Source organism: Streptomyces brasiliensis (assembly GCF_014647875.1).
In the GTDB taxonomy this organism is placed as follows: Bacteria; Actinomycetota; Actinomycetes; order Streptomycetales; family Streptomycetaceae; genus Streptomyces; species Streptomyces brasiliensis.
Window position 1 is genome coordinate 18,784 of the sequence record NZ_BMQA01000067.1, and the last position, 15,020, is coordinate 33,803.

General features: G+C 68.2%; 15 protein-coding genes. 7 read left to right on the forward strand and 8 right to left on the reverse strand.

The window, feature by feature from the left end; translation table 11 throughout:
* Window positions 1-234 precede the first annotated feature (234 nt).
* Both IEZ19_RS42055 and IEZ19_RS51725 read left to right on the forward strand, forming a co-directional pair.
* On the forward strand, window positions 235-1,467 hold the full coding sequence (locus tag IEZ19_RS42055) for an NAD(P)/FAD-dependent oxidoreductase (RefSeq protein WP_189316675.1): 1,233 nt from the start codon (window positions 235-237) through the stop codon (window positions 1,465-1,467).
* Window positions 1,468-1,505: 38 nt separating this feature from the next.
* Window positions 1,506-1,760 (forward strand): hypothetical protein, encoded by a 255-nt coding sequence (locus tag IEZ19_RS51725; protein WP_229841472.1) that lies wholly within the window; start codon window positions 1,506-1,508, stop codon window positions 1,758-1,760.
* 191 nt (window positions 1,761-1,951) lie between these two features.
* Here IEZ19_RS51725 and IEZ19_RS42065 read toward each other — a convergent pair whose 3' ends face one another.
* The 4 genes from IEZ19_RS42065 to IEZ19_RS42080 all read right to left on the reverse strand — a co-directional run bounded on the left by IEZ19_RS42065 (window position 1,952) and on the right by IEZ19_RS42080 (window position 6,051).
* Window positions 1,952-2,794 carry an alpha/beta fold hydrolase gene (locus IEZ19_RS42065; RefSeq protein ID WP_189316676.1) on the reverse strand — a complete coding sequence of 281 codons (843 nt, stop codon included), beginning with the start codon at window positions 2,792-2,794 and terminating at the stop codon, window positions 1,952-1,954.
* A gap of 116 nt (window positions 2,795-2,910) precedes the next feature.
* A complete protein-coding gene (locus IEZ19_RS42070) occupies window positions 2,911-3,861 on the reverse strand; it encodes an alpha/beta hydrolase (protein ID WP_189316677.1) in 951 nt (316 codons plus the stop codon).
* Window positions 3,862-3,955: 94 nt separating this feature from the next.
* The gene (gene qcrB / locus IEZ19_RS42075; protein ID WP_189316678.1) at window positions 3,956-5,572 is read right to left on the reverse strand and encodes a cytochrome bc1 complex cytochrome b subunit; all 1,617 of its coding nucleotides are present in this window, start codon (window positions 5,570-5,572) and stop codon (window positions 3,956-3,958) included.
* A gap of 212 nt (window positions 5,573-5,784) precedes the next feature.
* On the reverse strand, window positions 5,785-6,051 hold the full coding sequence (locus tag IEZ19_RS42080) for a WhiB family transcriptional regulator (RefSeq protein WP_189316679.1): 267 nt from the start codon (window positions 6,049-6,051) through the stop codon (window positions 5,785-5,787).
* A 445-nt stretch (window positions 6,052-6,496) separates the two neighbouring features.
* Between IEZ19_RS42080 and IEZ19_RS42085 the strand changes: the two genes are divergently transcribed.
* Window positions 6,497-7,378 carry a sigma-70 family RNA polymerase sigma factor family protein gene (locus IEZ19_RS42085; RefSeq protein WP_189316680.1) on the forward strand — a complete coding sequence of 294 codons (882 nt, stop codon included), beginning with the start codon at window positions 6,497-6,499 and terminating at the stop codon, window positions 7,376-7,378.
* Window positions 7,379-7,486: 108 nt separating this feature from the next.
* Here IEZ19_RS42085 and IEZ19_RS42090 read toward each other — a convergent pair whose 3' ends face one another.
* Window positions 7,487-8,407: an RNA polymerase sigma-70 factor gene (locus IEZ19_RS42090; RefSeq protein ID WP_189316681.1), complete on the reverse strand. Its 921-nt coding sequence runs from the start codon at window positions 8,405-8,407 to the stop codon at window positions 7,487-7,489.
* 647 nt (window positions 8,408-9,054) lie between these two features.
* Between IEZ19_RS42090 and IEZ19_RS42095 the strand changes: the two genes are divergently transcribed.
* Both IEZ19_RS42095 and IEZ19_RS42100 read left to right on the forward strand, forming a co-directional pair.
* Complete coding sequence (locus tag IEZ19_RS42095; RefSeq protein ID WP_229841477.1) at window positions 9,055-9,477, forward strand: cupin domain-containing protein; 423 nt, start codon at window positions 9,055-9,057, stop codon at window positions 9,475-9,477.
* Between the two features lie 223 nt (window positions 9,478-9,700).
* Window positions 9,701-10,291 carry a hypothetical protein gene (locus tag IEZ19_RS42100; RefSeq protein ID WP_189316683.1) on the forward strand — a complete coding sequence of 197 codons (591 nt, stop codon included), beginning with the start codon at window positions 9,701-9,703 and terminating at the stop codon, window positions 10,289-10,291.
* 577 nt (window positions 10,292-10,868) lie between these two features.
* On the opposite strand, the gene IEZ19_RS42105 is transcribed toward IEZ19_RS42100, so the two are convergent.
* Entirely contained in the window at window positions 10,869-11,957 is a 1,089-nt protein-coding gene (locus IEZ19_RS42105) for a helix-turn-helix transcriptional regulator (RefSeq protein ID WP_189316684.1), read from the reverse strand.
* On the opposite strand from IEZ19_RS42105, the gene IEZ19_RS42110 reads away from it, so the two are divergent.
* Window positions 11,911-12,597 (forward strand): cupin domain-containing protein, encoded by a 687-nt coding sequence (locus IEZ19_RS42110; RefSeq protein ID WP_189316685.1) that lies wholly within the window; start codon window positions 11,911-11,913, stop codon window positions 12,595-12,597. The genes IEZ19_RS42105 and IEZ19_RS42110 overlap by 47 nt on opposite strands.
* 7 nt (window positions 12,598-12,604) lie before the next feature.
* On the opposite strand, the gene IEZ19_RS42115 is transcribed toward IEZ19_RS42110, so the two are convergent.
* Complete coding sequence (locus tag IEZ19_RS42115; RefSeq protein WP_189316686.1) at window positions 12,605-13,105, reverse strand: MarR family winged helix-turn-helix transcriptional regulator; 501 nt, start codon at window positions 13,103-13,105, stop codon at window positions 12,605-12,607.
* Window positions 13,102-14,451, reverse strand: a complete 1,350-nt coding sequence (locus tag IEZ19_RS42120; RefSeq protein WP_189316687.1) for an NAD(P)/FAD-dependent oxidoreductase — start codon at window positions 14,449-14,451, stop codon at window positions 13,102-13,104. Before IEZ19_RS42120 ends, IEZ19_RS42115 begins: the two co-directional genes overlap by 4 nt.
* A gap of 392 nt (window positions 14,452-14,843) precedes the next feature.
* On the opposite strand from IEZ19_RS42120, the gene IEZ19_RS42125 reads away from it, so the two are divergent.
* A partial coding sequence (locus tag IEZ19_RS42125; RefSeq protein WP_229841301.1) for an FAD-binding protein occupies window positions 14,844-15,020 on the forward strand: 177 nt, incomplete at its 3' end.

Below are 15,020 nucleotides of genomic sequence, written 5' to 3' on the forward strand. Positions count from 1 at the left end.
TTCCTCTCCTTCGCCGTCCATGGAGTCGTTCGTGATCACCGGCTGACCGGTCCAGCTCCTCCAGCCATCTGTATGACCAAGCAATACGTGAAGGTGTGACAACAACGGGTCCCCGACGTCCTTTGCGCGTTCTCTCGGCCCGCAACGCGTGTCACACGAAAGGTGATGACTCGGTCTGGTGGATGAGTCGCGCACCATGACTCCCACTACGCGACACCGGAAATGAGGAACGTCATGCCTCGTGAGAATCCCATTGTGATCGTCGGGGGCGGCTTGGCCGCGGGCACGGCCGTGGAGGCCCTACGGGAGCGCGGCTACGGCGGCCCCCTCCTCATCATCGGCGATGAGCGGGATCGCCCCTACATCCGGCCCCCGCTGTCCAAGGGCTACCTGCTGGGCAAGGAGGACCGTGACTCGATCTACGTGCACCCCGAGAACTGGTACGCCGAACACGACGTCGACCTGCTGCTCGGCACGCCCGTGAGCGCCGTCGACCCGCGCGCGGCGGAGGTCGAACTGGAGGGTGGCCGGCGTATCGCGTACGCCAAGCTGCTGCTTGCCACCGGCTCGTCCCCGCGCCGTCTGTCGATTCCCGGGGCCGACCGCGACAACGTGCTGTACCTGCGGCGGGTCGGCGACAGTGAACGGCTCAAGGCCGCCTTCACCGAAGGGGCGCGGATCGTGGTGATCGGCGGCGGGTGGATCGGCCTGGAGACCGCGGCGGCCGCCCGCCTGGCCGGGGCGGAGGTGACCGTGCTGGAGCACTCCGATCTGCCGTTGCTGAAGGTCCTGGGACGGGAGGCGGCCCAGGTGTTCGCCGGTCTCCACGAGGAGCACGGGGTGCGCCTGCACCCCCGTGCGGAGGTCGTGCGCATCACCGAAAGCGGGGGGCGCGCGGACGGGGTGCTGCTCGCCGACGGCACCCATCTGCCCGCCGACGCCGTCGTCGTGGGCGTGGGCATCACGCCGAACGCCCAACTCGCGCAGGAGGCGGGTCTGGAGGTGCGCAACGGCGTCGTGACCGACGCGCATCTGCGGACCTCGGTGGCCGGCATCTACGCCGCGGGAGACGTCGCCAACGCCTACCACCCGCGGTACGGCCGTCATCTGCGCGTGGAGCATTGGGCCAACGCACTGAACCAGCCCCGCACGGCAGCGGCGAGCATGCTGGGCCAGGACGCCGTGTACGACCGGCTCCCGTACTTCTACACGGACCAGTACGACTTGGGCATGGAGTACACCGGATACACCGAACCGGGCGGGTACGACCGCGTGGTCTTCCGGGGCCCGGCCGAAGAGCGCCGCTTCATCGCGTTCTGGATGTCGGCGAACCGCGTCGTCGCGGGCATGAGCGTCAACGTGTGGGACGTCATCGACCCGATCCGTACCCTCATCGAGTCCGAGGCGGAGGTCGACGACGCCGTCCTCGCCGATCCCGGCGTTCCGCTGGACAGCTTTCATCCCTGACACCCGTCCACGGGTTTGCCTGCCCCGGGCCCGGTGACGTGCTCGTGCCGCGCCGCCTCGCCGCGAAGAGCGACCCGCGCACCCTGATGACCGATCCGCACGCGACGTACTTCGGGGCCGAGCTGCAGGAGACCACGCTGCTGCCCGGCCCCGACGCGCACATCGCCGCACCCGCTTCACGGACTGGCTCGCCCAGCAGAAGGCGTGGGCTTTCCGGGGTGGCCCTGCCGCCAGGGCCACCCCGGAAAGCCCACGCCTTCGTCGCGGAACCAGTCGCGGAGGAATCCCCGTGATCCGGTGCGCAGCATGCTCGGTTTCTCCGTCCGCCACGCCATGTTTTCCGATGTGCGCGGAGGATTCGACTCCTTCGCCCAGGCCTGCGCCCCGGTCGCCGACCTGACCGCTCACGGCCCGCGACGCGACGCGGACGACCAAGAAGGCGGGGTGGCCACATGGCCACCCCGCCCCGGAACCTGCCGGCCGGTCAGCGGACCGTCCGCGCCGCCTCCTCGATGATGCGGGCGACATCGTGTGGCTGCGAGACACTCACGGCATGCGACGCCCGGACTTCGGTGATGTGCGCGTGGGCACGCTCGGCCATGAAGACCTGGACCTTCGCGGGGATGTTGAGGTCCTCGGTGGCCACGAGAACCCACGACGGAATGGTCTTCCACGCCGGCTCGGACGCGCCCTCCTCGAGCGCGGCGCTCGTCACCGGCCGCTGGGTGACTGCCATGACGTCGGTGGTGCTCTCCGGGACGTCGGCCGCGAACTGGTGGTGGAACTTGGCCTGTTCGATGTAGAGGTCGGTGCCCTGGGTACCGTCGGGCAGCGTGACCGGGACAGGACGGAGGGCCTCGCCGAGGGTGCTGCCGGGGAACTTGCCCGACAGCTCGACCGCGCTCTCGCCCTTCTCCGGGAGGAAGGCGGCGACGTAGACCAGCGCCTTGACGTTCTTGGCCCCCTGGGCGGCGTCGCTGATGACGGAGCCGCCGTAGGAGTGTCCGGCCAGCACCACGGGCCCGTCGATGTCGGCCAGGACCTCCTTCAGGTACGCAGCGTCGCTGCCGAGCCCGCGCAGCGGGTTGGCCGCGGCAACGACCGGGTAGCCCTCCCGCTTCAGCTGCTTCACGACGCCGCTCCAGCTGCTGGAGTCGGCGAAAGCTCCGTGGACGAGAACGACGGTGGGCTTGCGGCCGGAAGACGAGGAGGCCTTGCCGGCGCTCGCAGGCGCGACCGACGTGGCGAGCATGGCCACGGCGACGCCTGCCGTCGCCAAGAGGGTGAGACGGCCACGGGAACGCCGGGGCAGAGAAGGTCGTTGCATGACAGGGGCCTTTCGGATCGGAGTTCTGTTTCATCCGTGCTGGATGGAGGCAGTCGCGTGTGGTTCTCGCAGCCAGCCGCGCGGTCGAGGGCCGCGCGCGGGGCGCCGGCGGGGTCTCAGCCCTCGTGCAGGGCGGTGCGCAGGGTGTGAATGGCCTGCTGCATGGCGACGTCGGTGGCCCGCGTGTTGCGCACGGGGTTGAGCATCATGAAGTCGTGCAGGGTGCCGTTGATGCGCACGCTCGTGGTGGGAACGCCGGCCTGGGTCAGTTTGCGGGCGTACGCCTCGCCCTCGTCGCGCAGCACGTCGTTCTCGTCGACGATGACGAGCGCGGGCGGCAGTCCCCGCAGCTCCTCCAGGCTCGCCCGCAGCGGCGAGGCGGTGATCTCGGCGCGCTGGGCGGGGTCGGTGGTGTAGCAGTCCCAGAACCAGGCCATCGCCTTCGCGGTGAGGTAGGGGCCGTTGGCGAACTCCCGGTAGCTGTCGGTGTCCTGGGCCGCGTCCGTGACGGGGTAGTACAGCGACTGGTGCACGAAGGTCACGTCACCGCGCTGCTTGGCCATGAGGGCCAGTGCCGCGGTCATGTTGCCGCCGACGGAGTCGCCGGCCACCGCCAGACGCGAGGTGTCCAGCCCCTCGTCTTCGCCCTTCGCAGTGATCCATCGAGCGGTCGCGTACGCCTGCTCGATGGCGACGGGGTACTTGGCCTCCGGCGAACGGTCGTACTCGACGAACACCACGGCGGCGTGCGCGCCGACGGCGAGCTCGCGCACCAGGCGGTCATGGGTCCCCGCATTGCCGATGACCCAGCCCCCGCCGTGCACGTAGAGGACGACCGGGAGGGTGCCCTCGGCGTCGACGGGCTTGACGATGCGGACCTGGACGTCGCCGACCTCGGCGGGCACCGTGACCCACTTTTCCTGCACGTCGGGCTTCTCGATGGGCGCGGCCTGCAGGTCGTCGAGCACCTTCCGCGCGCCTTCCGGGCCGAGTTCGTACAGGAACGGCGGAGTGGCCGTCGCGTCGGCGATCTCCTGGGCGGCGGATTCGAGTATGTGATGGTTCATGGCGTTGCTCCTTGTCTAGAATGAATTGTGGGCCATGTCTACTCTCATGACAGTTGACCCATTGAAGGTGTGACAGCAGTGGAGACGGTGTGTGTCAGTGGTGCCCTCGGCCGGTGACTTCCTTGTACTCGGCCGCGGTGGGCTTCGGGATCTGGGTTCCCTGGCCGTACAGACCGCGGCTGAGCCGGGCCCGCAGCCGCTGGACGCGGGTGGGCGTGCCGTTCACGCTGCCCGCCTGGGCGAGCGTGAGGGGCTCGTACTGCTCATGGGCCGTCAACTCGTGCAGCCGCTCCCGGCTGAGCGGTTCGTGCACTTCGATGAACTCCCCGTGCGGGAGACGCTTGATGATGCCGGTCTCACGGCCGTGCAGGACCAGATCGCGGTCGCGCCGCTGGAGACCGAGGGCGAGGCGTTTGGTCACGACGAAGACGAGGACGGGTGCGGCGAACAGACCGACGCGGACCGCCCAGGTGACAGCATTGACCGAGACATGGAGCCGGATGGCGATCAGGTCGTTCGCGGCACCGATGAGCGCCACGAGGTAGACACTGAGCCACGCGGTGCCGAGGGCGGTGCGAACGGGCCGGTTGCGTGGCCGGTCGAGGAGATGGTGTGCGCGGTCGTCACGGGTCAGCCAGGACTCGATGAAGGGGTACGCGCCCAGCGCGAGGAACAGGCCGACTCCCGCCGCCAGCGGGATGAGGTTGTCCAGGGCGAGCGTGTGACCCCACATGTCGATCTCCCAGCCGGGCATGACGCGCAGCAGTCCGTCGGCGACGCCCATGTACCAGTCGGGCTGCGAGCCGGCGGAGACCTGGTCGGCGCGGTAGGGCCCGTACAGCCACACGGGGTTGATCTGGACGATGGCCGCGATGACGAAGACGATCCCGGACACCAGGAAGAAGAACCCGGCCGCCTTCGCTGCGTACACCTGGAACGGAAGCCCGACCACGTTCTTCTCGGTGCGCCCCGGTCCCGGGTACTGCGCGTGCCGATGGCGCAGGGAGAGGGCCACGTAGGCGACGATGAGGGCCACCATGGCCGCGGGGATCACCAGGACATGGATGGTGTTGAAGCGTGCGACGAGGTCCTCGCCCGGGAACTCTCCCCCGAAGAGGAACATCGACAGGTAGGTGCCCACGATCGGGATGGAGAGCAAGGTGCCGTTGACGACCGCGAGACCGGTGCCCGACAGGAGGTCGTCCGGCAGGTCGTAGCCCGTCAGGCCGCCGAACATGCCCAGGACCAGCAGAAGGAATCCACATAGCCAGTTGAGCTCGCGCGGCTTGCGGAACGCCCCGGTGAAGAACACCCGCATCGTGTGTGCGAACATCGCCGCGACGAAGATCAGCGCTGCCCAGTGGTGGGCCTGCCGGATCAGCAGGCCGCCGCGCACGTCGAACGAGATGTGCATCGTGGAGTCGAACGCCTCCGACACCCACTGCCCGCGGAGGGGAACGTAACTGCCGTTGTACTGCACCGGCTGTGACGACGGGTGGAAGTAGAACGTCAGATACACGCCGGTGAGGACGAGGACGAGGAAGCTGTACAGGCAGATCTCCCCCAGGAGCAAGGACCAGTGGTCCGGGAAGACCCGGCGCGCAGTGGCCCTGGACAAGCCACGCGTGCCGAGTCGGACATCGGCCCATGCGGCGAGCTTCTCCCCTGAACGTTGTTGCCGTGGCGCGGACGACGGAAGGTCGCTGACCATTTCTCCTCACTCATTCCTGCACTCGAAAGAGGCCGCGCCCGCACGGCGTCGGCAAGTGGAATCGGTGTCACACGTTCGATGAATGGTGGAACGGCGTGTTCACATGGCAGCGCGGCGCGTTACGCCAGTGGTCCCTGGCCGGAAATCGCAAGCTGTTGTCGTTCGTATGACAGGCCAGCCGACGAAGGTGTGACACGTGGCAGCACAGGCGGTCAGGCGGCCGTTCTCGCTGTGTTGCGGTAGGCAAGTGCCCTGCGTCGCTTGGCACGGCGTTCCGCTTCCGTCGTTCCGCCCCAGATTCCCTCCACGGGGTCGACGTGCATCGCCCAGTCCAGGCACTGCTGTGCCACGGGGCAGCTGCTGCACACGGCTTTCGCCTCGTCGATCTGTACGAGTGCCGCGACGCTGCTGCTGTTCCCGACGGGAAAAAACAGGTCGGGGTCCATGCCTCGGCAGTTGGCCAATTCACGCCAGTCCATGAGCTTCCTCCTGCGCGGAAAGATGGATGGGCTTGCAAACGCTCGACACGGTCGTGCGCTCGCGTACACGACAGGTGTCCGGTTCTTTGCGATGAACCGATGCGGCCGAGGCTGCGTGGCCGCTTGGGGGTGCGTCCCTGCCGGTGCCTCCATGAGCCACGTCACGGTCTCTGGCACATGAGACCGGTCGGCCGGCTTCTGTGTGACACCGAAGCGCCGGCCGAGCCGGCGCAGCCGCCCTGATGTCACAAGATCTGTGCCTGTCCGGTCTGGTCTGTCGAACAGACGAAGAAGGAGAAGACGTCGTGCGCAGCGCTGCATCGCCGACTGACGCGCCGCCTTCCCTGATCGCGAAAGGACAGAGCACCCCCGCACACACGCCGACGGAATGCCTGGGCCGCCCGGTGGTGTGGTGCTGAGGTGCTGTGACGAAGGAGGGTGCGGCATGGAGTTTGCCGATGAGGCACTGCCGATCGGGGAGTTGGTGGATGAGAGACGGCATCTGCTTGATGTGGCGTTCTGGATGCTGGGCAGTGGCGTTGAGGCCGAAGGAGTGGTGGATGAGGCCTATCGGCGGTGGTATGCGCTTACGGAGGCGGAGCGGGAGGTGATCGAGGAGCCCCGCGCCTGGTTGTCGCGCGAGGTGGGTGGGATCTGTCTGGAACGGTTGGCGCGGCCGGGAAGGCGGCGGCGTGGTGGACCGGCCCTGGACCCGGGCGACGTAGCCGGTGAGCAGCGACGGCTGTTGGAGCGGGAGGTGAGCGCGGTGCTGTTGGGGGCGCTGGATGCCTTGTCTCCGGCTGAGCGGGCCGCGTTCGTGCTCAGCGATGTGTTCGGGATGGCGCCGGGTACGGTGGCCGACATCGTCGGACGGTCCGAGCCGGAGTGCTCCGAGCTGGCGGAGCGGGCGCGGCAGAGCCTTCGGGCCAGGCGAGGGCGGCCCACGACGCCGGAGCAGCAGGCCGCGGTGGTGGATGAGGTGCGCGCGGCGTGTGCGGCCCAGGATGCGGAGCGGTTGGTGGGGTTGCTGGCGCAGGACGTGACGGCGTTCTTCGACGGCGGTGGCAAGGTACGGGCGCAGGTACGGCCCGTTCATGGCCGAGAGCAGGTGGCCCGGAGTCTGCTGACGCTGTTGGCTCCGCGGGCGCGCACGACGGTGGACCCGCATTCCGTCAACGGGCGGACTGGGCTGGTCGTGCGCTACGACCGACGGGTCGCCGCGGTCATCAGCCTCGACCTCGCCGGCCCTCGCATCGTCCAGGTCTGGGTCGTCGTCAACCCCGACAAGCTACGTCCCTGGAACCAGACCGCTCCCAGTTGTCGCTGATGCATCCCGCAGTCGTGTCGGTGCGGCCACCGACGATGTCCTGCCTCGGCGGCCGCACCGGCATGGGTGCAGCCCTATTGGTTCACGCCGTGTCCAGGACCGCTTCCATCAGGCTCGGAGCGCCGTCTCGTGCCGCGACGGCGAGTTGAGGAAAGCGGCGATCTTGCTCGGGTTGAACACCCACATGACCCGGTGAATGCCTTCGCTCGACGCCGCTATCGTCATGAAGGTCGAGGGACGGCCGTCCCGGTAGAGCAGCACCCCACTGCGTCCGTTGGCCTGGACGAAGCGCACCTCCACCTCGCCCCAGAACCGGGGGTACGCGGTCGACAGATTCGCCACCCGTGCACGTCCCAGCACCGGGATGCGAGCGGCGCCGCGTATGCCGTTGCCGTCGGACAGACTCACGGCTCCGGGTGTGAGGAGCCCTTCCAAAGAGGCGATGTCTCCCTGCCGTGCCGCCGCCACGAACGCCTTGAGCAGACGCCGGTGCTCGGTCACGTCGACGCTCTCGCGCTGCTCCGCCACGAGGTGCCTGCGCGCCCGGCTCACGATCTTTCGCGCGTTGACCACTGTCAGCTGGAGCATCTCCGCGATATCGGCGTACGCGTAGTCGAACGCCTCCCTCAGGACGTACGCGGCCCGCTCCGTAGGGGTCAGCCTCTCCAGAACCAGCAGGAGCGCGAGTTCCAGTGCTTCCGCCCGCTGGGCACCCACTTCGGGATCATTGCTCGTGTCGACCGGTTCGGGCAACCACGGACCGATGTAGGTCTCCCGCCGCACACGGGCGGACTGCGCCACGTTGATCGCCAACCGGGTGGTGGCGCTCGACAGAAAGGCCACGGGGCTGACCACAGCCGAACGATCGGCCTTCTGCCAGCGCAGCCACACTTCCTGCACCACGTCCTCGGCCTCGACCGCGCTTCCCAGTACGCGGTATGCGATACCGAAGAGCCGGGGCCGGAGCTCCACGAAGACAGAAACAGTCTCGTCCAGGGCACCTTCCGCGGGGGGCGTCTCGGGATACATGATCCTTCTGTCTCCGTTCCTCCGAGTATCCAGCGCTGTCAAGTGGCGCGATCATCCGGCTGCCCGGGGAACAGCCGCTTCGGCGAACGGCGTTCGGGCGGGGCACAGCTACCCGTAGGGTCTTGCGAGACCGGCAGCCCGGCTCCCCACGAGCGGCGACCACTGATCATCACGGTGCCTCCCATCGCGTCTGCTTCATTGACAACGGAGGTCCCTGTTTTGTGACATCCGCCGTGCAAGTTCGGTGTCAGCGCTTGGAGTGCCGTATGCGTTGAGTGAAGTGTCATGCTTCTTCTTGACATAGTGTCAATCAGGCGATGCAGACGCTGGCTTCAGGGCGACGGCCTTGTCTGGTACTGTCCCGGTTCTCTGACGTAGCCTCAGGAACGGTACCAGGTCCGGCATGTCTGCACGCTCGCGCGGGACGCGACCGTCACTTCAGCCGCGCCCCGAGGTATGCGTCACTGTCCAGCACCGTCTGCCGGCGGCACTCAAGGGTGGCACACTATGCCGCTCCGGCCTGCGGTCCACGACGACTTGACGAGATCGCGCCTGTGCCGTCTCGCCGGGGCACCATCACGCATCGGGTGACAACCGGGTCGTCCTCCATGTACCGCATCCACCGTGGAAAGACCATCGTGCACAATCTGTCACGTCTGGGAGTGATCACTGCCGTGCTCGCCGCGCTCTCCCTCCCGGCCACCGCCCAGGCGACTCCGGGCGGCCCGGGCGTCACCGCGAAGCTCATCGCCCAGACCACCGTGGGCAACCGGGACTACGTCCTGCGCGAGATCACCATTCCCCCCGGTCAGGGAACCGGTTGGCACCACCACGACGGCACCCTGTACGGCTACGTCAAGCAGGGAACCCTGAGCCACTTCGACGCGACCTGCGCCTCGGACGGTGTGTACCCGAAGGGAAGCTCGATTCAGGAGCCGTCGGGCGCCGACCACGTGCACATCGGCCAGAACCGCGGCACCACCGATGTCGTGCTGGAGGTTCTCTACGTCCTGCCGCACGGTGCCCCCTTCGCGCAGGACGCCGCCGACCCGGGCTGCGACTTCGAGTAGCACCCGGCTCGCGCTCGAGGCGCAGTTGGACATGCTCCGTGCCGGCTGCGCCGCTCGAAACCTCGTCCGGAGCACGGGCCCCGGTCCTTCACATGCTTCCATCCATCTCCGACGAGGGGGCTCCCGCATATGATGTGCAGTGGTATCCGTAGGGGAGCCGGACGACGATTCGAGGCGAGCCGAACACGGACGCGACCACGAGGGTTGAGGACGAGAGGAACACATGGTGTCTGTCACCCACGCGGCACATGACATTGAGGTCACCGCTGAGAGCCTCCAGGAGGATCTGGCCCGTCTGGAAGTCCAGAAGCAGTCCCTGGAGAGAGAACTGGCTGCCGTCGTCGCCCATCTCAGCTCCGTCCAGCGGGCCCTCGGCGCCCTTCAGGCCCTGATGTCGGCCGGGTCGGGCACTTCCGGCGCCCTCGGCAGGACCGGTGTCAGGGCCGGTGTCAGGGCCGCCGCACATGCCGGTCCCAGGCCGGAGCAGCCCGCGGCGGATCCGGCCGATGTCGCGGCCACGACCGCTCGTGCGCATCGTAAGCCTCAGTCCTCGGCTGCACCCGAGGACCTCGATGTCTCGCCGGAGTCCTCCGAAGAGACGGGTGAGCAGAAGAAGTACGGCAAGCTCACCGAACAGATCCTGGACTACTTCTCCGGAGCCGGCGACGTCGAGGTGCGAGCCCGTGATGTCGCAGCGGTGCTTGGCCGCGCCACGGACAGTGGCAGCATCAACGCCGTCCGCAGCACTCTCGACCGCTTGGTCGGCACCTCACGGATCCGCCGCACGGGCCGCGGCCTGTACCACGCCATGTAAGCGGCCTGAAGACGCTTTCTTCTCCCCCTGCGGTGTCGCGCCGCGGGGGTTCACGTGCGGGAGGGCTCTCGCGCTTCCAAGCCTTTCGCAGCGAGCGTGGCCCAGGCCCACTCTCCACTGACGACATTCACACCATCTTTGATATGCATCTTGGACTCACCGGCCCGTCGTCGTCCGCGCCGACCTCTCCCCTGTTCACCACGCCCGGCTGGAGCTGCCCGGACTCGTGAGCCCGCGGCGCAACGCCTCGTTGCACCCGTGGTACGAGGACGGCGCCGGCGAGTGGGACGAGACCGTCACCGGCGAACCGGGCCGGCCTGAGGCACACGCGGCGCACGTACGTGAAGGCCGGGCGGATGTCACCGGCCCGACACTGCCGCGGGACACCACCACCTTCCGTGCGGCCCGCTTCCGTTCGTGCAGGCGGTCCGCAGCGGCCTCCTCACGCACGGGCTCAGCACCGCGGCCATTCACTACGACGTGTTCGGTCCCGACCTCCGGCTCAGCAAGTAGGAGAGCCACGGTGGCGCGCCGGCCTGCGGTCGGCCTGCCCCACCGGCTCGGCCGACGACGTCGGTCACTGGCCGGACAAGAAGATCCCCACCAGGTCCCGTCGGCTCCGTACGCCGGTCTTGGCGAAGACACTCTTGAGGTGCTGCTGCACCGTGTGGGGCGTCACGAAGAGGCACGCGGCGATCTGGGCGGTGGACCTGCCCCGAAGGATGAGACGGACGACGTCCCGTTCCCTGTCCGTCAGCGCGTAGGCCGACATCAGCAACGGCAGCATCCGCCCGGGCGACGCATGCTCGATGATCACTGCGACCCCTTCCCCGATCCCCTGCCCCGGCACATGGGTCCCGTACAGGGCGAGCCGGCCACCGTCCGGAGAGGTGACGCGGGCGAGCGGTGCCTGTGCCATCGCCTCGTTCCTGTCCGCGGCACGCAGCGCCGCGGCCGCCACCGACAGAACGGCCGTCGGCAATCGGCCTGCGTCCGGGTCGTTGTCGGGAAGGCGGCGCAGCCAGCGCTCTGTGCCGGGCGACGTCGACCGCACCGCGAAGGCCCGGTCGAGGATGACGAGCCCGGGGGTGTCCTCTGCCGCGATGGAGCTTTCTCCCCCATTTCCCGCATCACCGTCTCCTGTGTCCTGCAGGAGCATGTGCCTCATGCCTTGAGCCACAACCGGCGCAATGGTGCGAAGCAGCGCATGTGTGTCCGCGTCGAACGGCGGACGTCCTTCCTCGCGATAGAGCGAGAGTGCGCCCCAGGTCTCCTTGGCACCCGTGCGTAGGGTCACGCGCAGTTCCTGATCGCTGCCGACCTCCAGACCCCGCCGTCGGCGGGAGCTGACCCCGGGATCTCCTCCGGTAGCCTCGTGGATCCCGGACATTCCGGATGCGGAACGGCCGAGGTCGGCGATCCGGTTCACGTCGTCGGCGTAGTGCTCATGAATTATCAACTCCTCGAGGAGCTTTGCGGGTACCTGGGCCCTGCCCTGACGGTAATGGCTGGTGACCAGCAGCGACGCTGGGTCGACGCTGTACCAGCAGGTGTCCCACACCTCGGGGATGACGGCGCACAGGACATCGGTCACGACGCTCCACAAGGACACGATGTCCTTGCTGCGCACGGCCGCGTCGCCGACCTCTTCTGCAATCCGTCTCATTGCCGACTCTTTCACGGCCCCACCCTATATCCGGCGGGAAATCGGGTACCACCTTTCTGGAATATCCAGGCTGTGGATCAATGCCTATATTGTTCGTTGTCCGTTACTCACCACCGGCCACCAAGGGAAATTTATGTTTGAGTTGACTCCTCAGGCTCTGGCAGACGCGTTGGGTCGACGGGACGCGCCCCTGCTTCCCTGTCTGCCCGGCGTCCAGAGTCGTCTCCTCATGCACGGCAGCGACACAGAGGGACGGTTCTCCCTGGTGCAGCACCTTCTCGATCCGCGGGCTCTGGGGGCGCCGGTGCATCGTCGCGCACGCGAGGACGCGTACGTCCATGCACTGAGCGGCGAGGTCTGGGCACTGTCGAACGGCGAGGAGCGGAAGGCCGCCGCAGGAGAACGGATCCATCAGCAGCGCGGGCAATGGCACGCGTTCTGGAACCGCGGAGACGAACCGGCCTCCGTACTGGAAATCATCGCGCCGGCCGGGTTCGAGAAGTTCTTCGGGGACTGCGGGGCAATTTCCGGACCGGTCGACGAGAACGTTCTGTCCGAGATGGCGGTCGGATACGGCGCGGAGTTCGACTGGTCGGCCACCTCGGATGTCGTCCGGCGTAACGCGTTGTCGTTCCGCTGACCCGTTCTCAGAGGTCAGCAGTACGTGACAACGCTTCGGCGCGCCACCCACCCGGTGCCACCTCCTGGAGACAGCGCAGCAGGGCCGGGTCGGCGCCTTTGTCGAGGGCCTGGACGGCGTGACGGACGGCCTCGGCGACCAACGGGGTTCCGCGGCGCAGTACTTCCCGCGCCACTGGGGTCAAGTACACGTCGACACTGCGCCGGTCGTGGCTTGCGGTCGCGATGGAGATGAGGCCCCGGCCCTGCAGCCGGGTCACGAGTCCGCTCGTGGCCGACTGACTCAGCACGATCTCGGCAGCCAGATCCTGCAGATACAGCCGCCCGCCCGCGGTGGTGGCACCGTGGTGCAGCACCTCCAACGACTCGAACTCGCGAAGGCTCAACCCCAGCTCCTCATGGAGCCGTCGCTCGACCGCGCCCTCGATCCGGCGGTGCAGGCGCGCCAGCGCTCTCCAGCGCGTGATCAGTGTCGAGCCTTCGCCCGTCTTCGCTCCCGGTGACTTCACTGGGCGGGCACGTCTGCGGGCTGGTCGCTGCGGCGCGGGTTCCCATGGGACACGAAGGCCTCCCGAGGCTGTTGCACCGAGGCCAGGGAGACGACGTCCCTGCCGTACAGCACGGCAGTGGCCCAGACGGCGAGCACCCGGACCTTGCGCTCCCAGGTCGGCACGGCGAGTACGTGGTAGCCGCGGTGCATGAGCCAGGCGAGGAAGCCCTTGACGACCAGACGCCGGTACTGGAAGATGCCGCGGCCCAGGCCCAGCGTGGCCACCACTCCCAGGCTGTGGTGCACATAGTTCTCGGTAACCCGTCCCCGCAGCGTGGCCAGGACGTTCTTCGCCAGGCGCTTGCCCTGGCGTACCGCGTGCTGTGCGTTGGGGACCGTGTGCGCTCCGGGTCGGCGCACCGCGAGGTCGGGTACGGACGCGTCGTCGCCGGCGGCCCACACGTCCTCCACCGGGTCGGTCTCCGTGCCGACGCCGAGGTCGGCACGCACGATCAGCAGGCCGCGTTCGTCGACGGGGAGGTCCGTGTGGTTGTGCACAATGGGATTCGACGCGTTGCCCGCGGCCCACACGAGCAGGCCCGTGTCGAACTCCTCACCGCTCGACAGCACGACATGGCCGTGCTCCGCGGAGACGAGTTGGGTGTTCAGGTGCACCTGCGCTCCGCGCTTCTCCAGCGCGCGGACCACCCACGCGCCGGGCCGGTCGCCGACCTCGGGCAGGATCCGGCCGCGTGCCTCGACCAGGTGGAACCGGAGCTCTTCCGGGGTGAGCTCGGGGTAGTGCTTGAGCAGCGCGGTCGCCAGGGACAGCAGTTCGCCGAACCCCTCCACCCCGGAGAATCCGCCGCCGACGAACGTGACCGTGAGGAGCTTGCGGCGTTCGGGACCGCGCGGCAGCGACGCAGCCCGGTCGAACGAGGTGAGCAGCCGGTCACGGATGGCGACGGCCTCCTCGACATGTTTGAGTCCGAAGGCCTCATCACTGAGCCCGGGTATGGGGAAGGTGCGGGTGACGGCCCCGGCCGTGACCACGAGGATGTCGTAGGTGAGCCGGTAGTCCGGCCCGCTGGCCGGCCGGACGGTGACGGTGTGGTCGGCGTTGCGGATGTCCGTGACCGTTCCGGCGATCAGTCGCGTGCGGCGCAGGTGCCGCCGCAGTGACACGGCCGCGTGACGCGCCTCGATCGAGCCTGCCACGACCTCCGGCAGGAAGGGCTGGTACGTCATGTACGGTCGCGGGTCGACGACGGTGACCCGTGCCTCCCCGCGACGCAACTTCTTCTCCAGTCCCCACGCGGTGTAGAAGCCCGCGTAGCCGCCACCCACGATCAGGATCTCACGCACGGTGTCCTCTGTTCTCTCGGCTTCACCTTCTCAAGACAGAGTGAGGGCGGTAGTTGTGACATCGGTTGGCGAGCCGACACAGAGACACGGCACACCGTGTACGGGGCCGGGCACGTCATGGACGCCGGGAACGCCTACCAGCTGTGGGACCGTTCCGCGTTCAGCGGGTCTGGTCGGTCGGATCAGGATCTCGTTGACCGCGACGTGCTCGGGCTGGGTGACCGCGTGGACGACCGCGCCGCACGTTGTGACAGTGGGCGCACCGTTCCCGAGGCCCGGACTCCGGCCCTGACCCTGCCTGTCACAGAACCCCGAACCGCCTGGTCTCAGTAAGTGACCACCTAGGCGAACGGAGCAAGGCCGTGGCTATCACCGAACGACGTCTGTCCACCATGGTGCTGGTGATCGGTACCGGAGGTGCGGGGCTGCGGGCCGCGATCGAACTGGCCGAGTCCGGGGTCGATGTCCTGGCGGTCGGCAAGCGCCCCAAGGACGACGCCCACACGGCGCTGGCCGCCGGCGGCATCAACGCGGCGCTGGCCACCATGGACCCCGAGGACAGCTGGCAG